Source organism: Paenibacillus segetis (assembly GCF_014639155.1).
GTDB lineage: Bacteria > Bacillota > Bacilli > Paenibacillales > Paenibacillaceae > Fontibacillus > Fontibacillus segetis.
This window is the reverse complement of record NZ_BMFT01000001.1, coordinates 1,304,932-1,324,339: the sequence shown is the minus strand read 5'-3', so window position 1 is coordinate 1,324,339 and position 19,408 is coordinate 1,304,932. Positions and strand designations below refer to the sequence as shown.

Below are 19,408 nucleotides of genomic sequence, written 5' to 3'. Positions count from 1 at the left end.
ATGGAGGTACGGGACTTTGAAATGACTTTAGGTATGAGATTGTATGTAGTTAACAACTTCACCTACAGTCGTAATCTTCTCTGCATCTTCATCTGAAATTTCCAGATCAAATTCATCTTCTAATTCCATTACTAATTCAACAACATCGAGCGAATCAGCTCCCAAGTCGTCTTTGAAAGACGCTTCAAGCGTAACTTCGGCTTCATCAGCGCCGAGGCGATCCACAACAATGCGTTTTACACGCTCCAATACATCGGACATCCGGTTCACCTCCTCCTGAGTATTATACGAGAATTAAAGTTAAAATGCCATAGAAACGAGATTCAAAATCACATATACATCCCGCCATCAACATGCAAAGTCTGGCCTGTCATATAAGACGAACTATCCGAGGCCAGAAAAAGAGCAACCTTAGCAACCTCTTCCGACTGGCCTAAACGTGCCAGTGGAATACCACTAAGCAAGCCTTGTTTGATCTCTTCTGGCAATTGATCCGTCATATCGGTCTCAATAAACCCAGGAGCAATACAGTTCACGTTAATATTCCGACTGGCCAGCTCACGAGCTGAAGCTTTGGTTAAACCAATAACTCCTGCTTTAGCGGCAACGTAATTGGCTTGACCCGGATTACCGAGCACGCCAACAACCGAAGAAATATTAATGATTCGTCCTGAGCGCTGCTTCATCATAGGGCGAGTAACGGCTTTGATCCCGTTAAATACGCCTTTTAGATTCGTCTCAATAACATCATCAAATTCGGCTTCTTTCATACGCATAATTAAATTATCTCTTGTAATACCCGCGTTATTCACTAAAATGTCAATACGGCCCCAAGTATCAACAATTTTTTTCACCATCTCATCAAATTGCTCGCTGTTCCCAACATGCGCCTTAACAGCAAACGCTTTGACACCAAGACTTTCGATTTCACTCACGACGCGTGCTGCAGCTTCTTCGTTTCCCGCATAATTCACGGCAACATTGGCTCCAGCTTCAGCTAGCGCAAGCGCTATGCTACGTCCAATACCTCGTGATGCGCCTGTTACAAGGGCAGTTTGACCATCTAATGGTTTCGTCATAAGTTTCCCTCCTTTCTCTAAAGTGAACGTTAACTTATAAACTTAACGCCGCTACGGTTTCTTCTAAACTTTCAAGTCCTTTAACGTTGAAGGTCCGGACGTTCTTATCGATTTTCTTAATCAATCCAGTCAATACATTGCCCGGGCCAATCTCCACGAACGTATCCACACCTTGCTCGATCAGCCAGGACACGCTGTCTGACCATAATACCGGAGAATATACTTGTTCTACAAGTAACTGCGAAATGTCTGAACCGCTGTGTACTGGGCGGGCAGTAACATTCGCAACTACAGGGAAATTGGTATCTTTAAAATCAATGCTTGTAAGTTTCTCCGCTAAACGCTCCGCTGCAGATTTCATTAGCGACGAATGGAACGGACCACTAACTTCAAGTAGGATCGCCCGCTTTGCTCCAATTTCTTTGACCCGTTCGACAACTTGATCGACGCCTTCCTTACTTCCAGAAACGACGATTTGTCCAGGACAATTTATATTTGCCAGCTCGACTGGATTACCGCCAGCAGTAATGTCAGCGCATAACCCCGCAAGTGCTTCACGTTCTCCGCCAAGCACCGCGGCCATAGCACCCTTACCACCAGGAACCGCTTGCTCCATAAATTCACCACGAGCACGAACGATGGATACTGCATCCTCAAATGAGAGCACTCCAGCCGCTGTTAGTGCGCTATATTCTCCCAAGCTATGACCCGCTACATAATCAGGAGTTAAACCTTTGGAAGAAAAAGCCTGATACAAAGCTACACTAGTTGTTAATAAAGCAGGTTGTGTGTTGGCTGTTTGTTTCAATTCAGTCTCAGGTCCTTCAAAGATCAACTTCGTAAGTGGTAGACCAACTACCTGGTCAGCGAGTTCGAACAACTGCCGTGATTCCGGTAAGGCTTCATAAATATCTCTGCCCATTCCTACACTTTGGGAACCCTGTCCCGGAAATACAAATGCTATTTTACCCATCCGATAATCGCACTCCTTATCCTTGTTGTACTACCAGACGAGCACGGAAGCTCCCCAAGTAAGACCGCCGCCAAAGCCTACGAGTAGGACCGTATCGCCTTCTTTGATACGTCCTCCTTGTGCCGCCTCTACCAACGCCAGCGGAATAGATGCTGCCGATGTGTTCGCATATCTATCTACGTTGATGACGCATTTTTCTTCCGGTAGATCAAGCCGCTGCATAGCGGACTGAATGATACGAATATTAGCCTGGTGAGGAACAAACAAGTCAATATCTTCTTTCCCCTTACCAGCCTTGCGTAATACTTCCTCTGTTGCCGATCCCATAACACGAACAGCGAACTTAAACACTTCACGCCCATTCATGTAAATGAAATGTTTGCCACCTTGAACCGTCTCAGCCGACGCTGGTAACCGTGAACCACCAGCCTCAAGCTTGAGCAACGCTCCTCCAGAACCTTCTGCACCAAGATCAAAGGAAAGGAAACCGCGACCTTCTGGAACTTCACCTAGAACAACCGCTCCCGCTCCATCACCGAACAAAACACATGTGTTGCGGTCACTATAATCTGTAATACGGGACAGCGTATCCGCCCCAATGATAAGTGCATTATTATACATTCCAGTTTGAATAAATCCATTTGCCGTTGCCAAGCTGTACACAAATCCTGAACATGCAGCAGACAAATCAAACGCCGCGGCCTTCTTCGCCCCAAGCTTCTCCTGCAGGATACAAGCTGTGGATGGGAAAGTAGTATCTGGTGTAACTGTTGCTACGATAATCAGTTCCAAATCTTCAGCCGCAAGTCCGGCCGATTCCAATGCCTTAACAGCAGCTTCATAAGCAAGATCAGAGGTTGCTTGTTCTGGAGCAGCGATATGCCGTTCGCGAATTCCCGTTCGAGATACGATCCATTCATCATTGGTCTCCACCATCGTTTCCAATTCCGCGTTCGTTAACACCTTCTCGGGAACGTACATCCCTGTCCCTACAATACCCACCGAACGTAATTTCATCATTCTGTCACTCTCTTCCCGCTGATTTCATTTGATATACTCTCCGTTAATCGTCCTTGAATGGCTGTTCTTGCCTGACGAACCGCATTCTTGATGGCACCGCTATCCGAGGAACCATGTCCTTTAACAACAAGCCCACTTAGTCCAAGAAGTGGCGCACCGCCGTGTTCCTTGTAATCTAGGGTCTTTTTCATATCACGTAGCGAGGGCATCAACACTGCGGCCGCAAGTTTATTTTTCAATGACTTGCTAAATTCCTTCTTTAGGAGCGAGAATATCGTTCCCGCAGTTCCTTCTAACGATTTCAGCAAAATATTGCCGGCAAAGCCATCACATACTAGCACATCGCAAGCTCCAGTTAGAACGTCACGGGCTTCAACATTACCAACAAACGTAACCGGCATTTCTTCAATAAGCGGATATGCTGCTTTTGTCAGTTCGTTGCCCTTCTTCGCCTCCGTACCTACATTCAGTAGGCCTACACGAGGGTTAGCTATGCCGTGTACTTTCTGGCGGTAAATACTACCCATCAAAGCATATTGTGCAAGATGCTCTGGCTTGGCATCCATATTTGCTCCAAGATCCAGCGCCAACACACCACGTTCGTCCACCGTCGGGATCATTGGTGCTAATGCTGGTCGCTCGATACCTTCCATCCGTCCAACGACAAGCAGGCCAGTCGTCATCAATGCACCGGTATTCCCTGCAGAGATCATCGCGTCTGCTTCACCTTCCCGGACAAGACGTCCCGCAACAACCATAGAAGCATCCTTCTTCCGGCGAACTGCCTTGACTGGCTCATCCTCCGCCTCAATCACTTCAGCTGCATGATGAATTCGAAAATTGGCTGGTGCACCTTGAGCTAAAGGCTCAAGCACTTTCTTGTCTCCAACCAAAATGACCTCGATGTCGCTCCATTCATTGGCCGCAGCTATCGCACCTTCCACTGTACTCTTGGGGGCATGATCTCCGCCCATGGCGTCAATGGCGATCCGCATGATGACTTCCTCCTTCGTGATTCTCTTCTCCGGTTGATCGATAGATAACAAAATTCCCTTGGAATACCATTTCTTCACCAACGTAGGTAAATACCTCTACCTTAGCTTTACCACGATTTCCAGCAACAGGACGAACATAGGCTTTCGCGATGCATTTCTCCCCGAGATGTACAGATCTAACGAACCGTATGTCTGCCGAGAAAGTCAATGCGATTTCATCATTAATTACAGCTACGGCCAAAGAATTCGCTTGTGCAAACACATGATGTCCACGAGCGATCCCCGTACGTGAGAATACATGCTCCTTTGAGATCTCAAATATAGAGATCCCACTCTTATCCAACTGAAGGTCTACGATATCCCCGATAACCTCATGTAGAGGCAGGGAACGAACTTGGTCATAAGATCTTTCAGCCATTAACTTCATCCGCTCTCTAAGCTCTGGAATTCCGAGCTCCATCCGATCAAGACGGATCGTCTGAATACTGACCTTTAATTGCCGGGTTAATTCTTGGTCCGTCACAAAGGGATTCTCTTCAATCATTTTGACGAGTTGCTGCTGCCTCGCCCTCTTAGGCAAACGTTCGATGGATATCACCTCCCGATGAACAAGCTATATATTTTTTTATTTTATAATCATCGTTTATTTTACGCATCATATTAGAACCTGGTACTAAAATTCAGTATAAAACATCTGTCCACAAAAAGAAAGAACAATCGCAAAAAGGCAAAAAAAATAGCACCCCACCGAAGATGAAGTACTACTTTGAGTTTAAAACTGTTTCAAACTATTGCTTGATGATTTCTCTTGCTTTGTATGTTCCGCAAACTTTGCATACGTGGTGAGCAAGCTTCATTTCTCCGCATTGTTCACATTTTACCATGCCCGGCACAGCCAATTTAAAATGCGTACGACGTTTGTCGCGGCGCGTTTTGGACGTTCTCCGTTGAGGTACTGCCATGGTTCCCACCTCCTTAATCAAGTAAAACCTATTTCGATAATCTTCTTATCTCATTGTTTGAAAAAATCGCTCAGCGCTGCTAACCGTGGATCAATACGATCCTTGTTGCAGTCGCACTCCCGTTCGTTCAAGTCAATTCCACAATTCGGGCAAAGCCCTTTGCAAGAATCCTTACATACGGCGACAAACGGTAGATTCAGAAGGAAGGATTCTTCGATATATGGAGTCAAGTCCACGCGGTCTTCGGTAACATACCGGAGTTCCTCTTCTTCATTCTGTAAGTTTGCCTCGGGATTGTCGCTATGTTTGAAGCTTTCTTCAAATTCGATATCGACTTTGCGCTTCAAAGGTTTGAGACATCTGGAACAAGACATGTCCAGTTCCACGGATAAGGTACCGCTGACATCCACAATGCCACCTTCAGCAGGTTTTGCCTGCAGATCGGCTTGAAGCGATCCAATACCAGTAATGTCTTTACGTCCTTTGACTAGACTGCTGACATCCAAGGCCTGATGGAGTTCCATCGGTACATCGGATGAAGCCACCTGACGAAAAATAAAATTCATGAATATCACTCCAAACAAACAAAATTTATTATACCGATTTTTAGCCCGTTTTGTCAACAACTAACACAGTTTTGATCTACCAAATATGAAACTAAATTCAGAAATATGTCTTCTTCGTGTTATATTACTATTATTGCACAAATCGAGCGGAGAGAAACAATCTCTCCATAAAAAAGGTGGGTACCTGACTTGAATATCACCGGATTGATCGTTGAGTATAATCCGCTACATAATGGCCATGCCTATCATTTCGCAGAGGCGAAACGTCACACGGGTTCAGATGGCGTGATCGCCGTCATGAGCGGTAATTTCCTGCAACGCGGAGAGCCGGCGCTCGTTGATAAATGGGCGCGCACAGAAATGGCTCTACAGCTTGGCGTAGACCTTGTGCTGGAGCTCCCGGTTGCATATGCGGCACAGCCCGCAGAGTGGTTCGCTTATGGTGCGGTGGCGTTGCTAGAAGCCACCGGAGTCACGACACATCTGTGCTTCGGCAGCGAAGCAGGCGAACTCCAGGATCTGATTCCACTCGCTGAGCATCTAGCGGACGAGAGCGAAGCGCTAAGAGTAGCGCTCGCGAAACAGCTTGCTACAGGCGCAAGTTACCCCGCAGCATTCGCCGCTGCGGCTGCAGAAACACTTGCCGTAGCAGGAATCAATAGGGGCCGGGATACGGCTATAACAACGCTATTAGCTCAACCAAACAATAGCCTAGGGCTGCAATATCTTATCGCACTACGGCGGCTTAGAAGCAGCATTGAGCCAGTGACCATACGGCGAACCAACTCAGATTACGGTGATACAGAGCCACGTAGTGCATCCATCGCTAGTGCCACTGCCGTGCGTAAACTTATTGGAACCAGCGGCATTGAATCGATCTCTCCATATGTTCCGCGATTTACAGTTGACATTCTTGAACGTGAATTTACGGCAGGACGCGGCCCCGTTACATGGGAGAACTTCACCCAACCGCTCTTTCATCGTCTGTTGCTAAGTTCTCCCGAGGAGCTTGCAGAGCATCATGAAATGACCGAAGGACTGCAGTACCGTATCAAGAAATCGCTATATGAGCTAAAAGACCCTTCGGTTAGCGCACTCTTGCAAGAGCTTAAAACTAAACGTTACACGCTCACCAAGCTACAGCGTACCTTACTTCATGTTCTGTTGCAGAATAAGCGCTCGGCCCTGTCTAGATCAGCATTAACGGAAGGACCGGGTTATCTTCGCGTGCTCGGATTCAGCGAAACAGGACGAGAAATACTCAAGACCATGAAGAAGAAATCTACACTTCCTATTGTTACAAGAGCGGCTGAATTGTCGCACCCTCAGTTGGATCTAGATCTTCGTGCATCTGCGGTATACGGTAATGCCATGCAAACGAGACAACAAGGTTCTATTTTCAGAGATTATCGTCAACCACCAATTATGCTTTAGGTTCCAGTTGTTCAATGTATTTCAGTGCATCATCAACATGCTTCACCGGTATGATCTTCATCGTACTCCCAATTTGCTCAGCCTTTGCTTTGGCATCACTATAGTTCGCTTCAGGCACAAAAAATATTTCAGCGTGTTCTCGGTTCGATGCAACGATTTTGAACTGTACCCCACCAATTGCACCAACAGTTCCGTCCCCTGACATCGTACCGGTTCCCGCTATACGGTAGCCTTTAGTCAAATCCCCAGGAGTTAATTGATTATAAATTTCCAGCGTGAACATTAGTCCAGCAGACGGGCCACCAATCTTTGTATCAGCAAATGTTACTTCATTACCAGGATCACGGGGTTTAATCTTACGTACTTCCCCTACACTTACACCAAGTCCTGCTTTGGAAATTCCACTATCTCCGCCGATTTCTACTAATTCAACCTGTTGATTCAGCACTTTACCTTCTCGTTTCAGTTCTACTGGAACAATACCTCCCGCAACTTTCCCCTCCAACAAGGTCGCCAAATCGTCTAATTTACCCACGGGGGTCCCATTTAATTTAGTAATCATATCACCCGATTGGAAATCGCCCTTAGTCTGAATCGTTTTAGACAACCCTACGATAAATACATATTCTGGAACGATATCATAAGGGACATTCGTTTTGTTATATGCAGCCACAATCGCATTAGATTGCGCACTACTCATATAATATTTTTGCTCCGTCTTATACTCTTGTTCATTTCGATCCGGCTCTTTACGAACCACTTCAGCATTTGCATCAAATTGGGATGTAATCAACATCGCCAAATTAGCATAACTAACCGATACCGTCGTGAGCATAAAGGTCCCTTTCTCCTCGGTATCCCCTCCCTGCACACTAACCATCGGCTTAAGCTCCTCCGCAGTCCCCGGTTGATTGATCATATATGGTGTCGGCATATACACAACCACATAAACTAAAATGACAAGCGATAGCAAATAAAGTCCAAATTTAATCATTCGTGATCTTGATTGCTGCATTGATCATTCATCTCCTTCAAGTGTAACGGAGTATCCCTTGGTCTGTGGAATCCGAGTCACGCATAAGCATGTACTAATAGGGTTGTTCAAAAATTAACTTTTCCGAAAAAAACTAATCAAAAGAGGGGAACACTCATGAATCGCGAAAACTTCGCAAACGGGCGGCGCTGGGCCTTAGCATCGACGATTGGGCTTGGAACCGTAGCTGCCCTGTTAGTCTTCTGTATTGTCTACTCCCCAGCAGAAACCTTCCAAGCATCCGGACAAGGATTGACCATATGGTGGAGAATCGTCTTTCCTGCACTACTTCCATTTCTCGTTCTATCGCAAATATTGCTCGCTGGCGGTTTTGCTCAAGGCTTAGGTACATTGCTCGAGCCTTTTACAAGAAAAGTACTGGGACTACCAGGTACTGTTGGCTGGGTACTCCCGCTCGGCATGACGGTCGGTTTCCCGGCAGCGGCTGAAGCTACTGCAACTCTGTATAAGCAAGGAAAAATCTCCACCTTGGAGGCAGAGAAGCTGGCTAGTGCAGCCCACTTCAGTAGTCCTATGCTAGTCATCGTTGTTATAGGAACTGGCTTTCTCGGGAAGCCCGAGTTAGGGCTACTTCTATTAATCGTACATTGGGCTGCAGGACTCGCTACTGGAATCACTTCACATGTCCTTTCACCCTCAAGAAGCAAAGTACAAACACCAAAAGATAAAATAGTTCAACACAAAAAAACATCTAGGCTTCAACTAGCCTTACTGAACATGGAAGAAGTCCGCAGAGAAGATGGTCGCGGTTTCGGCAAAATACTAGGCGATTCCGTCATTTCTGGTGTACAAACGATGATGGTCACTGGTGGGTATATGCTTATTTTTGCAGTCGTCATCCAAGTCATTTCATCGTTCCTCCCAGCAGGGATCCCAGCGTTTCCTGTTGCCGGATTGTTTGAGGCCCATCTAGGTTCCTATAGTATTGCCAAGCTTGCAACAACACCGGTCATTCAGTCAGCTTTACTAGGCGCAGTACTTGGATGGAGTGGATTATGTGCTATTCTTCAGGTACGTGCTATTCTAGGACCCCTCGGAATCAAAGGAAGCTATTTTTGGCGTAATCGTATTCTTCACGGGATCTATGCATATATATTCACGCTGCTCTTTTGGAAACCCCTCACTTGGTTCACTGGAGTGCTACCTGCAAGCATAGAAGTCAATCCAAATGGCTCAATTAAAAGTGCTGAATTCCTTCTGCCTAATTGGCGACAAGCTATCACGATGTTAGAGTGGCAAACATGGCTGCTCGGTCTACTAATCGGAATATTTCTCGTATTAGGTCTGTTTTGGCGAAAACACATCGATAAATAACTAATTTTTTGTTGGAGGATTATCGTACTTATTTTTCAGTGCCTTCTCCACCTCTGTAGGAACTAAATCGCTAACATCTCCGTGAAAGCTAGCAATTTCCTTCACCACACTAGAACTGAGGTATGAAAACTTAGGATTCGTCATCATAAAGATCGTCTCTACTTCACTGTTTAGCTTTTGATTGGTTGATGCAATTTGCAGCTCATACTCAAAATCCGTGACCGAACGTATGCCTCGAACAATGACATCCGCTTGCTTATAAACCATATAATTGACCAAAAGATCACGGAAGCTATCGATCTCAACGTTGTCCAGATGACTCGTAGCCGAGGATAACAATTCTTTTCTCTCTTCCACGCTAAACAGTGGACTTTTACTCGTATTATTCAGAACCGCCACAATCAATTTATCAAACTGCCGGGAAGCTCGTTGAATGATATCCATGTGCCCTTTGGTCACCGGATCAAAACTGCCGGGATATACTGCTACTCTCATCTGTTTACTCATGTTGATATTCCTCCTTGCTCGGCCTGGACCGATTGACTCTCTTGATCATATACATAAATTGAAATAGCCACTTCTCCGTACTCCGCCTTACGCCAAGCTCTAAATTTACCGAAAGAATCCGGGTAATCAAAAGACGACTCATGTTCAAGCACGATCGTTGCTTGGTCTTCAAGTAAATCCAAACTATCCATCTGCTCCATTAGCTTGTCTCCATGCTTCAAACGGTACGGCGGGTCCAGGAAGACCAGATCAAAAGTATTCTCACGTTTTGCTAATGCCTTTAACGCTCTTTCCGCATCATTCTTATACACTTCCGCTTGCTCTTCAAACTTCGTTGCCTTCAAATTAGTTCGAATGGTCTCAAGACTTTTGAAGTCCATATCAACAAACACAGCACGGTCCATCCCACGACTTAGCGCCTCAATCCCAAGCCCACCTGTTCCTGCGAACAGATCAAGTACTGCTCCGCCATCAAAATAAGGTCCTATGATACTGAACAAAGCTTCCTTTACCTTATCCGTTGTCGGACGGGTTCCTGTACCTGGAACTGCCTTTAGCGTTCTCCCCCGGGCACTTCCCGAAATAACTCTCATTCTTAATCACACCCTTTTTAAACAGAAACTTTTATAACGATTAGTCTATAGCCAGTCTATCTGCCGATATCGTACCACAATCACTGGCAGATTTAAAAACGGAATCATTATAACATTTTTCAAACTATCAAGGTATAAAATGAGTCAGACCGGACCACACTTAAACTATCGACATCACCAAATGTCGTAGACAACCGCGGAGAAGACTTACGTTTCCCCATAAGCTCTTCATCCGGTTTCTCCTCTCCCATGAGGGCGCTCTGTAAAGGGCGCCCAATTTTTTTGTTTAACAAACCCTTTGTTTATAAGGATTTCTTCTAAATAATATCGACAATATTTAATGAAGAAAGAGTTTGATTGTAGACCAGTTGTAGACCAAATGTATAATAAAATTTCATAAAAGGTGATACTGAAACAAAAAAAGCCTCGGATTAGTCCGGGGCTTACGTGTATTTTCTTTCTATTATTAAAGTTTTCAGTCCAGTAATATTTGATTGTTCCATGTAGTACTCTTCCACACCGCTTGAAGTAATGATGTCTACATCACACGGTGAATCAAAACCTACTGAATTATTTCTTATTAGATTCCGGGCGTCTTCTCTCGAGTTAATAGTATTAATTCTGAGTGTATATAATTCCAATCTATAGTTATCCACCTTACTCTAGTTGAAATTGACCACCAATATAAGGATATTGTACATGTGATACATTCTTATAAGAGGACAATTACAGGTCTAAAAGTGGACAAGATAATATTAAAAATAACCACATGAGCATAACGCCTATGTGGTCATCTTCGTTTACTCACTTTCAGCGGCTAATATATCAATAAACGGGACCTTATGTAGCTCACCCATTTTGTCGGCTATATGAACGCTTTGAGTACGTGAGTCCATATTAGTAATAGTCCCCGTCAAATGGTCCTCCCTACGCCACACAGAGAACGTTAGGAGTGTGTTACTCTCCTTGGCTTCCATCAATCGCTCTGCTAACTCTTCTAACTCTAAATCGTCCCTCTTGGGCCGTGACTCTTTGTATTTTTTCGATGGCTTTGGAAACATGTGATTACCTCCTAAGTTGATTGCGATTTTAAGTGTCTAGCCAAATCATATATATAATGAGATAACTTTATACTGATCTCTGATTTCATAGTATCTCTGGTGATGCCAAAGACATCGTTATACCCACGACAAAAATAGTGATGGTTAATAATAAAACCCTCATGCTTAGTCTCTAACATCCTTATGTTCCGCTGCTGTAACTCCCTTTTTGACTTACGTGATTCATTTACAATCTGATCAAGTACCACCTGTCCAGCCATTAGATACAGTCGCTTTAGGATATTTGTGGAGTATTCGATCTCGTCTAAACTTTTTTGTACCATGCTTTCAAGATGTGGCAACAAGATATAATCGCGAATCATAGTACGTTCCTCTGTTGTTATAACATTAGCGACCTTGCTCATTACATGCGCCTCCAAAATACGAACATTTGTTTGTATTATATACTCTTTGAGGTTATTTATTCAACATAAAAAAGACCACTTTGGATTTATTCCTCGGTGGTCTTTTTGTGGCGATATAGCGAACTAAAACACTAATTTGCAGATATAGACAAATATGTTTAGACATGGATTGTCAATGTAAGTATCGTAGGTTGTGCAATTAATATTAAAAAGGAGACTATTACAATGAAAAAACTTTTTTCTTTGGCTGTTATTTTCAGTTTTTTATTTATGCTTCTCTACCCGAACGCAAATGCATTTGCTTATACCGGAGGCTTGCTCCAAGGAAAAGTCTTCAATTGGGGTAATGAATATTTGAAAGTTGAAGGTACATCAGAAAAATGGACAGATGATAATGAAACTACTTCGCTACCTCTTTCGGCGTCGTATGTAGGTTGGTACTCTTTCCAAGATACAGTAACAATTGACTCGCTAAAAATCAAATCTAACGCACCCTTACTTGTAACTTTCTACAATGAGAGCAATCAAATTATAGATACTTATAATCATAACCACTCCAATGTAAATACTATTAATCTTCCGGCACCTGTCGCAAATGTACATACTGTAGCATTTCAAAATCCAAATACACAAGCTGGAATGACCGTTTACGAATTTGATGTTTTTGACAATAAAGTCGTGCCTAAAATACCTTCAGCCCCTTCTGATTTAATCACTCTTGCTAAACCATCATCTGTAGATTTGAGTTGGAAGACAGGAGTTGGAGCGAGCACATACACAGTTAAACGGTCAACAAATCCGAATGGACCATTTGAAACAATTAAAAATGGAATTACAACGCTTAACTATACAGATGATTCTGTCTCAAACGGAACCGAATATTTTTATGTTGTTACAAGTGTCAATGTCACTGGAGAAAGTAGCAATTCAAATAACGAGAAAGTGTTGGTATATTATGAAGGGTTATTGAGAGGTAAACTGATGCATTTCGGAAAATCTATAGGTCACACAATATCAGATATTGATAAGTGGACTGACGGAAAAGATGCAACGTCAGCCCCTTTAGGGCCTAACGAAAGAGTCGGTTGGTATGAGTTCCAAAATGAAATTTCAATAAAATCCCTAGAATTAAAAACAAATGCTAATTTAGATATCAAATTCTACGATGCTTCAAAAAATCTGATCACTACTTATAATTATACTTTTAAATCAGGTGATAAAGGTCAATTAATTAGCTTAGCAACACCTGTAAATAATGTGAAAACAGTTTCCTTTGAAAATCCTTACGAAAATATCGGAATAACCGTTTACGAATTTGATGTACTAGATGGTTCTGCACAAGAACCTAATCCTAAGCCTGATCCAAACCCGGACCCACAGCCTAAGGGTGAGCGTGCTATTCTAACTATCACAACAATAACTGGCCTAGAGAAAGAATATGATCTATCAATTAGTGAGGTACAAGCCTTCTTGAGTTGGTACGATGCTAAAGAAAACGGAACTGGCCCGGCAAATTTCGGCATTGATAAACAAACCAACAATAAAGGACCATTCAGCAAACGAGTTGACTATGTAATATTTAAAAACATCCTGAGTTTTGAAGTAGATGAATATACATTAAGTAAATAACAACAATCATGGGGCCGTGTATACGGCTCCTTTTTTTGTTCACAAATCACGATCTAATTTTACATAATTTATCTATTTAGGAGGTGTTAAGTAGTTTTTTTATCGAAATAAACATTATCACTTTAGTCCTGGTGCGGACAGTACTATGGTGAGATCCGCGCACACGGACGCAAGTGCACAGCGAACGTCTAATATAGATATTTTATTATTAGGAGATGTTCGATTTGTGTGTCTTTACAACATAATTGAAGAACTCCGCTTGGAGTTGAATCAATTATACGCGTACAAAAAACTAGTTGATAAAGAAATCATAAAGTTAAGTGAGAAGTTAGATAAAGCAATAAACGAATATTATCAACTACAGAAAACTGGCAGATAATCAAGAGGGAGTCGCGAAAGCGGCTCCTTCAGAAATAATTGAAGGTGATCCCAATGGATATGCTACGTGAACTAATACTAGCTGTAAAATTAGGTCATGATGCTGTCTTAACCATAGATGACGGGAACATTATTTTAGGCCGACCAACTTGGGGAGCCGATTCGAAGAGAGTAAAGATAAGAACAGTTGAAGGTATCGTTTGGATACCGTTGAAAGAGATTGAACATGTAACGAGGATTATTCAGTTTAAGATATAGATACATTTTCCTAGTTCTGATAGACTACCATTATACATATTCTAGGAGGTTTTTTTAACATGTGGATGTTTATTGGATTAATATCTTTTTTAGCATGTATTACTTTTACAGTAATAGCTATCGTTTCAACAGCTAAAAAGAATGGAAAGGCAAAAAAACAATTTGTTATATCCGCTGCTCTATTCGTTATCTTCATAATTGCAGTTGCTTCGGATCCTGGTACAACGGTTGATAATGCTGATAGTAAAGATGATCAATCCGCAACTGAAGTGACCGCAGTCGCCACAGACGATGTCAAGAAAGATGAACAAGAGAAAAAAGAGAATGAAGAGAAAGCAAAACTAGAAGCAGAGAAGAAAGCGAAAGAGGAGGCTGAGAAAAAAGCAAAGGAAGAAGCTGAGAAAAAGGCAAAGGAAGAAAGCGTACCTAGGGAACATAAAGCAGCGTTAAAGAAAGCGGAATTATATGCACAAACTATGTACATGTCAAAGGCAGGCATTTACGATCAGTTGACTTCTGAATATGGAGAGAATTTCCCACCAGCAGCCGCTCAATATGCTATCGATAACATTGAATCCGATTGGAAAGAAAATGCATTAAAAAAGGCACAACAATATGCTGAAACTATGAGTATGTCAGATTCGGCTATTTACGATCAATTGATTTCAGAATACGGGGAAAAATTCACCAAGAAAGAAGCCCAGTACGCGATAGATAATTTAGAATAAGATAAAAAAAGCCCACTGACCATATAGGTTAGTGGGCTTTATGATATATTTGGGATATGTTGTAAATGTAAAGTTGATAAGCCATTAACCTATAGTCGATTGGCTTATCTCGATTAGGATGGATATCCGAAATTCAAACATCCGCGCATATAATATGTATCTGCTATTTTAATGTAACCTGTTGCTTGATTTCTATATCCATTAAATACTGTTCATCCAACCATGTAATGAAATCATTACTGCCAAAGTAAAATTCACGATGAAAAACTCTTCCTGAATTCTCTTGGCGATTTATGAAATCAGACATTTCGGGGAAATCCTCATTTTTGAATATTGGTCCAACAATATTTATAGTTAATTCAGGGTTGTCAATTAGTGCTATTTCGAAAGATTTGACTAATGCGGGGTCTCTGAACGAAAATCCGATGATCAATAAATTATCAATTCTTTTTAGATACTGATCAAGCATTCGATGGTTAAATCTATAAGGGTCATCAAAAAGTACTTTCTTATCAGAAGGATAAACCAACATTAGATCTTTAGGAGCATGACGATCATTTGCTACATTAGTTCCCATTTTAATTTTCCCTGCACGTTTCTCCCAAAATAATGATCCATGAAGTTTGAAATAGGGAACAAACACTGTATTTTCTAACCCTTCATTTATATTTTCATATTCTTTCATATCCCAACCGCGTTTTCCAAATCCATCAATATATCTAATATTATGTTTTAAAGAATTCACCCATCGCTCATGAATATCAAAGTCAGAATCATTTTCAGGATTGAAAAACCAATCAACGCTCATATCATAATTTGTAGTGAAAAATGGAATTAAAGGTGCGCTTTCTTTACTAGGATTAATAGTGTTAATTTTAATTAAGAAATCCCATAGAGGTTCATATACTTCTCTAATTGATTCAAACGGAATGCTTTCATATTTTTCTCTTATCAAATCTTCAAGCTCGAAAATTAATGTTTCTGCTTTATCTTTATATAGTTGATAAGTTTTTTCTGCCGAATCCGATAGTGAATTTATTAAGTTTATCTCTCCTATTTCACTGTTGCTATTCGGATATCTCGGGCTTCCAAATTTATTAACCAAATTTTCGTACATGGTTGTATAGATTATAGGGTGTTGAAATAATGACCAACAGTCGTTGTTTGTGAATTCTTTTAGTTCATACAACGCGCCCATTACTCTTTCCAGGTCATAATTATCATCTTCTCCATAAAGAGTATCAAATATAAATTTGAAATATTGAGGATCACTTATTCTTGGAGATTTAGGATAATGTTCTTCATCCATGATTTGTTGAAAAAATTCTTTCATTGTTGGTAGCGAAATTGGGTCAGCTCTGGATGCACCCGCTCCAGTAAATACTGCTATAGGAATCCTTTTGCTCATTGTAAGAACCTCCCATGTAAAATATATCAAATTATATTATACATGGGTTATTAGTTTATTCATAGGAACATAGAACTACATCTCTTAATTTTCGAGTTAAATCACCAAGTGGAGTTAAACCCATCTTCCCTTCTGTTGATTTTCCATTTGAATATGTTCCTCCAAAACCTACTATAAACTCATCTCCTTGCAATTGAATCCACCTTATATAGCATTGGTTGTACTCCTTCGAACTTTTACTTTCAATCTCATGTCTCACCTGCAAAGCAAACTCACCAAACATATTTTTTATTACAACAATTTGAGTAGCGTTTGCCAAAAAAGTTATATCTTGAATAGTTATCTGGTAGCCTTCTCGATCTTGTTCAATATAAATACTTTCTCCCATAACAACAATCCCTCTCATAATAGCTATGTTTTTAGTATCCATTTTTATTAATTAGAGTTTAATATCACCATAATCAAATGAAGGGCCAATGACAGGACATTTTCAGGACAAATATAAAAGCCCCAAGAACAATTAAGTTCTCAGGGCTATACCAATTATCTCTTCATTACACTTGTGGAGTGTCAACCGTATACTGTAACAAGAGCATCTTTTGAAAAGTTATTTACCCTGTCACCATTATTTTATAAAGGTCATATACTAAGGTGACAACTCGACATATACCCTCCAGCGTAAAACTGGAGGGATATCTTTTTGAAAGTCCACTAACCTATATGGTTAGTGGGCTTTACTTGTGATTGAATCATGGCTAAGCATTATTTTTATAGTGAAATAGCCAGTTACAATCACCCAGACAAAGGAAGAGAGGCCTGCATAACATATCGAGTACTAAAATATCCTTCAAAATTAGGGAGGTGTTTTCATGTCCGATCTTGTTGGTGGAGCTTTTACAAGCACAGGTACAATCCTTGTATTGTTTATCTTGTTAGTAATCGTCGCTTGTAGTTGTATGCGTGGTTTCGTTAGTCCTGTTGTTAGTCCTGCTATTGGTTGTGGCTGTTAATTCCGATTGAGTGTTTTAACACCTAATATGGATAATGTAAAGTATAGACATAAGAGCCTCCGAGTTATTGGGCTCTTATGTCTAGGCAATTTACAAGTTATAACCGCCGCTATTAGGTTTTGTTGGGTTAGATACGATCCCCAAAGTAGCCAATAACCCAAGAGCCACATCTACAATAGTCAATAGTTCCTGCTTCATTACCTCGGTTAAATCGAATGCCCCTGTAATAAGTCCGACAAGTTGGATTAAAAGCAATCCCTGAGACACAATACTCACCCATAGTGCATAGTTACGCCACCTTTGTTTATTCATGATTATTTATCCCCTTTCTTAAATAGCCCGAGATTATAAAGCATTTGAATAGTATTTAATTCGAGTTTTGATTTATCTGCGAATGTGGTAATTGCCCCGGCTGCCTGTGCTGCTGTGACAGCATCCACATAGCCGCTTGCATATGTTTCTTTGCCTGAAATGTTCAATCTCTTCTCTAACGCCGCAATCTGCTTTGCTTGTTCCTAGAACGTGTTTTGTAAGGCCGTGAAAACTTCTTTTTCTGCTGGTGACATCTCTTCATCTCCTTTTGGAATATCAAGTTTAATATCAGTGCCATAGCCTTTGTAATTGTATTGCAAATGCGGTTTATCCCAGCTACCTGACCAATCCCCACCCCACTCGAAGTCCAAGCGTTTAGCCTCAGTTATAGCTCTCTTAACGTCCGCCGCACCGTACCCGTTAAGTCAGTAGCCCCTGTAACAAGTACGGGCACAAAGTCCAGTGCTTGCCCTACAATGTGGTAGCTGCGCAGCGTCTTACTTCTCCCATTTGCTAGATAGAGTTTTTGAGTTTCTAGCGTACGAATAGTCTCGTAGATAAGGATCTCAATCCCGTTTCGGATACAGTACTCATACCATGCATAGGCAGCTTTAAGGGTATTAGGTGCTAACTTGTCCAGATTCGTTCTGTTCCGTGCGTCATACCTCACACCTATCCCCTTCCTTCCATAGCGAGCTTTATGACCGCCAATATAACAGCACTGATCACAGTAGTTACAAGCCAGAAATTAACTTTATCGATCTTGTCTAGACGATCATGTGCCGCCTTAGATGACGTTAGCACCTCTACCGCAAGCTCTCGCCCGTTAATGGCGTTATCCAACTTTTCCTCAATGTTATCTACTTTTGTCTCAACTCTTGTTACTCGTTGCAGCGTTGCTAATTGCGGATCCGACATCTCTCTACCCCTGTTCAATATAAATAGCCCCCGGATGTCCGAGGGCTTGTCCTTTATTCTGTTTTTACTAACCGAATAACAAATTAGCTACTGTGTATACAATAGAGTAAGACATAGCTATTGTAGTTATTACTTTTGTGACAGCTTTTATATCTTTGAATATAATTACTGACGTAATATAAACGAACGCAAACATCTTAATATTTTCTGGATGTTCTATTACTGCAGCAAATAACTTTACACCTTCAAACATTAAATCCCCTCCTATCCTTTAAAATCTTTAACAACTTAAATATCTCAAGTATTAAAGAAGGAAAGGAGGTTTTTATGTCGAACCCCGTTCTATAAAAAATACGCCTATTTAGCGTTGTTCGTGTTGCTTATAATGGTCCGAAAGTGCATAAAAATAGGTACAACATTAGTTGTACCCTATGCTCAATTAACGATTATCAACCTTATCTTCAGAACTAGAGTTATGCCCCCAGCCAAGTTGCTTAGCTCGTTCCATTAATACAGACACCATTTCCAAATCGGGAATCCTTGCCTGTCCACGAGCAGCTTGCAGCGACCCATCGTCTCTTCTCCAAATGAATCTAAAACCCATTTCCATGGTCCCATCATCATAAATATACCTACACCACTGTAAGCACAGAACCCAACTATTCCCTACTGCATTAGGATCATAGGCTACCTCATTTATTACTTGTACTCTTGCAGATGTTGCCATAAATACCCACCCCTTCACATCAGACTAATGTGCCACATGTGCTTCATGTGGCTAATATAACAAAATATCTTCTTGTTG

26 protein-coding genes and 2 pseudogenes are annotated in these 19,408 nt (G+C 41.6%); 7 read left to right on the top strand and 21 right to left on the bottom strand.

Annotated features, from left to right (window positions below):
* Window positions 1-27: 27 nt before the first annotated feature.
* From acpP to IEW05_RS05895, 8 genes are all read right to left on the bottom strand, one after another.
* Window positions 28-261 (bottom strand): acyl carrier protein, encoded by a 234-nt coding sequence (acpP, locus tag IEW05_RS05930; RefSeq protein WP_019638123.1) that lies wholly within the window; start codon window positions 259-261, stop codon window positions 28-30.
* Between the two features lie 68 nt (window positions 262-329).
* On the bottom strand, window positions 330-1,079 hold the full coding sequence (gene fabG, locus IEW05_RS05925) for a 3-oxoacyl-[acyl-carrier-protein] reductase (RefSeq protein ID WP_188536741.1): 750 nt from the start codon (window positions 1,077-1,079) through the stop codon (window positions 330-332).
* Window positions 1,080-1,113: 34 nt separating this feature from the next.
* Window positions 1,114-2,052, bottom strand: a complete 939-nt coding sequence (fabD, locus tag IEW05_RS05920) for an ACP S-malonyltransferase (protein ID WP_188536739.1) — start codon at window positions 2,050-2,052, stop codon at window positions 1,114-1,116.
* 30 nt (window positions 2,053-2,082) lie between these two features.
* On the bottom strand, window positions 2,083-3,072 hold the full coding sequence (locus IEW05_RS05915; protein WP_188536736.1) for a beta-ketoacyl-ACP synthase III: 990 nt from the start codon (window positions 3,070-3,072) through the stop codon (window positions 2,083-2,085).
* Window positions 3,069-4,067 carry a phosphate acyltransferase PlsX gene (gene plsX / locus IEW05_RS05910; protein WP_188536734.1) on the bottom strand — a complete coding sequence of 333 codons (999 nt, stop codon included), beginning with the start codon at window positions 4,065-4,067 and terminating at the stop codon, window positions 3,069-3,071. Before plsX ends, IEW05_RS05915 begins: the two co-directional genes overlap by 4 nt.
* Window positions 4,051-4,647: a transcription factor FapR gene (gene fapR / locus IEW05_RS05905; protein WP_188536732.1), complete on the bottom strand. Its 597-nt coding sequence runs from the start codon at window positions 4,645-4,647 to the stop codon at window positions 4,051-4,053. The genes plsX and fapR overlap by 17 nt, the downstream gene beginning before the upstream one ends.
* 208 nt (window positions 4,648-4,855) lie before the next feature.
* On the bottom strand, window positions 4,856-5,029 hold the full coding sequence (gene rpmF / locus IEW05_RS05900; protein WP_127191826.1) for a 50S ribosomal protein L32: 174 nt from the start codon (window positions 5,027-5,029) through the stop codon (window positions 4,856-4,858).
* A gap of 50 nt (window positions 5,030-5,079) precedes the next feature.
* Window positions 5,080-5,595 (bottom strand): YceD family protein, encoded by a 516-nt coding sequence (locus IEW05_RS05895; RefSeq protein WP_188536730.1) that lies wholly within the window; start codon window positions 5,593-5,595, stop codon window positions 5,080-5,082.
* 189 nt (window positions 5,596-5,784) lie between these two features.
* Between IEW05_RS05895 and IEW05_RS05890 the strand changes: the two genes are divergently transcribed.
* Complete coding sequence (locus tag IEW05_RS05890) at window positions 5,785-7,029, top strand: nucleotidyltransferase (protein WP_188536728.1); 1,245 nt, start codon at window positions 5,785-5,787, stop codon at window positions 7,027-7,029.
* Here the strand turns inward: IEW05_RS05890 and IEW05_RS05885 are convergent.
* Window positions 7,019-8,044, bottom strand: coding sequence for a YlbL family protein (locus IEW05_RS05885; RefSeq protein WP_188536727.1), 1,026 nt, complete (start codon window positions 8,042-8,044; stop codon window positions 7,019-7,021). The two genes, IEW05_RS05890 and IEW05_RS05885, sit on opposite strands and share 11 nt — an antisense overlap.
* Window positions 8,045-8,179: 135 nt before the next feature.
* Between IEW05_RS05885 and IEW05_RS05880 the strand changes: the two genes are divergently transcribed.
* Window positions 8,180-9,397: a nucleoside recognition domain-containing protein gene (locus IEW05_RS05880; protein ID WP_188536724.1), complete on the top strand. Its 1,218-nt coding sequence runs from the start codon at window positions 8,180-8,182 to the stop codon at window positions 9,395-9,397.
* Here IEW05_RS05880 and coaD read toward each other — a convergent pair whose 3' ends face one another.
* The 4 genes from coaD to IEW05_RS05860 form a co-directional block, all read right to left on the bottom strand.
* Window positions 9,398-9,904 carry a pantetheine-phosphate adenylyltransferase gene (gene coaD, locus IEW05_RS05875; RefSeq protein WP_188536722.1) on the bottom strand — a complete coding sequence of 169 codons (507 nt, stop codon included), beginning with the start codon at window positions 9,902-9,904 and terminating at the stop codon, window positions 9,398-9,400.
* Window positions 9,901-10,497 carry a 16S rRNA (guanine(966)-N(2))-methyltransferase RsmD gene (gene rsmD, locus IEW05_RS05870; protein WP_188536720.1) on the bottom strand — a complete coding sequence of 199 codons (597 nt, stop codon included), beginning with the start codon at window positions 10,495-10,497 and terminating at the stop codon, window positions 9,901-9,903. Before rsmD ends, coaD begins: the two co-directional genes overlap by 4 nt.
* An 800-nt stretch (window positions 10,498-11,297) precedes the next feature.
* Window positions 11,298-11,558 (bottom strand): YolD-like family protein, encoded by a 261-nt coding sequence (locus IEW05_RS05865; RefSeq protein WP_188536718.1) that lies wholly within the window; start codon window positions 11,556-11,558, stop codon window positions 11,298-11,300.
* 11 nt (window positions 11,559-11,569) lie between these two features.
* On the bottom strand, window positions 11,570-11,962 hold the full coding sequence (locus IEW05_RS05860; protein ID WP_188536716.1) for a YhjD family protein: 393 nt from the start codon (window positions 11,960-11,962) through the stop codon (window positions 11,570-11,572).
* 225 nt (window positions 11,963-12,187) lie between these two features.
* Here IEW05_RS05860 and IEW05_RS05855 point away from each other — a divergent pair, with 225 nt between their 5' ends.
* The 4 genes from IEW05_RS05855 to IEW05_RS05840 all read left to right on the top strand — a co-directional run bounded on the left by IEW05_RS05855 (window position 12,188) and on the right by IEW05_RS05840 (window position 14,955).
* On the top strand, window positions 12,188-13,591 hold the full coding sequence (locus IEW05_RS05855) for a fibronectin type III domain-containing protein (RefSeq protein ID WP_188536714.1): 1,404 nt from the start codon (window positions 12,188-12,190) through the stop codon (window positions 13,589-13,591).
* A 145-nt stretch (window positions 13,592-13,736) separates the two neighbouring features.
* Window positions 13,737-13,970, top strand: coding sequence for an aspartyl-phosphate phosphatase Spo0E family protein (locus tag IEW05_RS25905; RefSeq protein ID WP_188536712.1), 234 nt, complete (start codon window positions 13,737-13,739; stop codon window positions 13,968-13,970).
* A gap of 44 nt (window positions 13,971-14,014) precedes the next feature.
* Window positions 14,015-14,227, top strand: coding sequence for a hypothetical protein (locus IEW05_RS05845; protein WP_194434094.1), 213 nt, complete (start codon window positions 14,015-14,017; stop codon window positions 14,225-14,227).
* Between the two features lie 59 nt (window positions 14,228-14,286).
* Complete coding sequence (locus IEW05_RS05840; RefSeq protein WP_229753275.1) at window positions 14,287-14,955, top strand: Ltp family lipoprotein; 669 nt, start codon at window positions 14,287-14,289, stop codon at window positions 14,953-14,955.
* A 163-nt stretch (window positions 14,956-15,118) separates the two neighbouring features.
* Here the strand turns inward: IEW05_RS05840 and IEW05_RS05835 are convergent, their stop codons facing one another.
* The gene (locus IEW05_RS05835) at window positions 15,119-16,363 is read right to left on the bottom strand and encodes an SIR2 family protein (RefSeq protein WP_188536708.1); all 1,245 of its coding nucleotides are present in this window, start codon (window positions 16,361-16,363) and stop codon (window positions 15,119-15,121) included.
* A gap of 55 nt (window positions 16,364-16,418) precedes the next feature.
* On the bottom strand, window positions 16,419-16,793 hold the full coding sequence (locus IEW05_RS05830; protein WP_194434093.1) for a hypothetical protein: 375 nt from the start codon (window positions 16,791-16,793) through the stop codon (window positions 16,419-16,421).
* A gap of 439 nt (window positions 16,794-17,232) precedes the next feature.
* On the opposite strand from IEW05_RS05830, the pseudogene IEW05_RS25990 reads away from it, so the two are divergent.
* Window positions 17,233-17,310: pseudogene (locus tag IEW05_RS25990) on the top strand (YjcZ family sporulation protein); the annotation flags it as partial.
* A gap of 153 nt (window positions 17,311-17,463) precedes the next feature.
* Here the strand turns inward: IEW05_RS25990 and IEW05_RS05820 are convergent.
* The 6 genes and pseudogenes from IEW05_RS05820 to IEW05_RS05795 all read right to left on the bottom strand — a co-directional run bounded on the left by IEW05_RS05820 (window position 17,464) and on the right by IEW05_RS05795 (window position 19,330).
* Complete coding sequence (locus IEW05_RS05820; RefSeq protein ID WP_188536702.1) at window positions 17,464-17,685, bottom strand: phage holin; 222 nt, start codon at window positions 17,683-17,685, stop codon at window positions 17,464-17,466.
* A gap of 2 nt (window positions 17,686-17,687) precedes the next feature.
* Complete coding sequence (locus IEW05_RS05815) at window positions 17,688-17,852, bottom strand: hypothetical protein (protein WP_188536700.1); 165 nt, start codon at window positions 17,850-17,852, stop codon at window positions 17,688-17,690.
* A 120-nt stretch (window positions 17,853-17,972) separates the two neighbouring features.
* A pseudogene (locus IEW05_RS05810) lies at window positions 17,973-18,355 on the bottom strand (M15 family metallopeptidase); the annotation flags it as partial.
* A gap of 2 nt (window positions 18,356-18,357) precedes the next feature.
* Window positions 18,358-18,603 (bottom strand): hemolysin XhlA family protein, encoded by a 246-nt coding sequence (locus tag IEW05_RS05805; RefSeq protein ID WP_188536698.1) that lies wholly within the window; start codon window positions 18,601-18,603, stop codon window positions 18,358-18,360.
* A gap of 67 nt (window positions 18,604-18,670) precedes the next feature.
* Window positions 18,671-18,856, bottom strand: a complete 186-nt coding sequence (locus tag IEW05_RS05800) for a hypothetical protein (protein ID WP_188536697.1) — start codon at window positions 18,854-18,856, stop codon at window positions 18,671-18,673.
* 186 nt (window positions 18,857-19,042) lie between these two features.
* Window positions 19,043-19,330, bottom strand: a complete 288-nt coding sequence (locus tag IEW05_RS05795) for a hypothetical protein (RefSeq protein WP_229753274.1) — start codon at window positions 19,328-19,330, stop codon at window positions 19,043-19,045.
* Window positions 19,331-19,408 lie beyond the last annotated feature (78 nt).

What these genes read in the sequence shown, in the direction of transcription:
- acpP (WP_019638123.1), bottom strand. Translation starts at nt 261, where the DNA reads ATGTCCGATGTATTGGAGCGTGTAAAACGCATTGTTGTGGATCGCCTC.
- fabG (WP_188536741.1), bottom strand. Translation starts at nt 1,079, where the DNA reads ATGACGAAACCATTAGATGGTCAAACTGCCCTTGTAACAGGCGCATCA.
- fabD (WP_188536739.1), bottom strand. Translation starts at nt 2,052, where the DNA reads ATGGGTAAAATAGCATTTGTATTTCCGGGACAGGGTTCCCAAAGTGTA.
- IEW05_RS05915 (WP_188536736.1), bottom strand. Translation starts at nt 3,072, where the DNA reads ATGATGAAATTACGTTCGGTGGGTATTGTAGGGACAGGGATGTACGTT.
- plsX (WP_188536734.1), bottom strand. Translation starts at nt 4,067, where the DNA reads ATGCGGATCGCCATTGACGCCATGGGCGGAGATCATGCCCCCAAGAGT.
- rpmF (WP_127191826.1), bottom strand. Translation starts at nt 5,029, where the DNA reads ATGGCAGTACCTCAACGGAGAACGTCCAAAACGCGCCGCGACAAACGT.
- IEW05_RS05895 (WP_188536730.1), bottom strand. Translation starts at nt 5,595, where the DNA reads ATGAATTTTATTTTTCGTCAGGTGGCTTCATCCGATGTACCGATGGAA.
- IEW05_RS05885 (WP_188536727.1), bottom strand. Translation starts at nt 8,044, where the DNA reads ATGCAGCAATCAAGATCACGAATGATTAAATTTGGACTTTATTTGCTA.
- IEW05_RS05880 (WP_188536724.1), top strand. Translation starts at nt 8,180, where the DNA reads ATGAATCGCGAAAACTTCGCAAACGGGCGGCGCTGGGCCTTAGCATCG.
- coaD (WP_188536722.1), bottom strand. Translation starts at nt 9,904, where the DNA reads ATGAGTAAACAGATGAGAGTAGCAGTATATCCCGGCAGTTTTGATCCG.
- rsmD (WP_188536720.1), bottom strand. Translation starts at nt 10,497, where the DNA reads ATGAGAGTTATTTCGGGAAGTGCCCGGGGGAGAACGCTAAAGGCAGTT.
- IEW05_RS05865 (WP_188536718.1), bottom strand. Translation starts at nt 11,558, where the DNA reads ATGTTTCCAAAGCCATCGAAAAAATACAAAGAGTCACGGCCCAAGAGG.
- IEW05_RS05860 (WP_188536716.1), bottom strand. Translation starts at nt 11,962, where the DNA reads ATGAGCAAGGTCGCTAATGTTATAACAACAGAGGAACGTACTATGATT.
- IEW05_RS05855 (WP_188536714.1), top strand. Translation starts at nt 12,188, where the DNA reads ATGAAAAAACTTTTTTCTTTGGCTGTTATTTTCAGTTTTTTATTTATG.
- IEW05_RS25905 (WP_188536712.1), top strand. Translation starts at nt 13,737, where the DNA reads ATGGTGAGATCCGCGCACACGGACGCAAGTGCACAGCGAACGTCTAAT.
- IEW05_RS05840 (WP_229753275.1), top strand. Translation starts at nt 14,287, where the DNA reads ATGTGGATGTTTATTGGATTAATATCTTTTTTAGCATGTATTACTTTT.
- IEW05_RS05835 (WP_188536708.1), bottom strand. Translation starts at nt 16,363, where the DNA reads ATGAGCAAAAGGATTCCTATAGCAGTATTTACTGGAGCGGGTGCATCC.
- IEW05_RS05830 (WP_194434093.1), bottom strand. Translation starts at nt 16,793, where the DNA reads ATGGATACTAAAAACATAGCTATTATGAGAGGGATTGTTGTTATGGGA.
- IEW05_RS05820 (WP_188536702.1), bottom strand. Translation starts at nt 17,685, where the DNA reads ATGAATAAACAAAGGTGGCGTAACTATGCACTATGGGTGAGTATTGTG.
- IEW05_RS05805 (WP_188536698.1), bottom strand. Translation starts at nt 18,603, where the DNA reads ATGTCGGATCCGCAATTAGCAACGCTGCAACGAGTAACAAGAGTTGAG.
- IEW05_RS05800 (WP_188536697.1), bottom strand. Translation starts at nt 18,856, where the DNA reads ATGTTTGAAGGTGTAAAGTTATTTGCTGCAGTAATAGAACATCCAGAA.
- IEW05_RS05795 (WP_229753274.1), bottom strand. Translation starts at nt 19,330, where the DNA reads ATGGCAACATCTGCAAGAGTACAAGTAATAAATGAGGTAGCCTATGAT.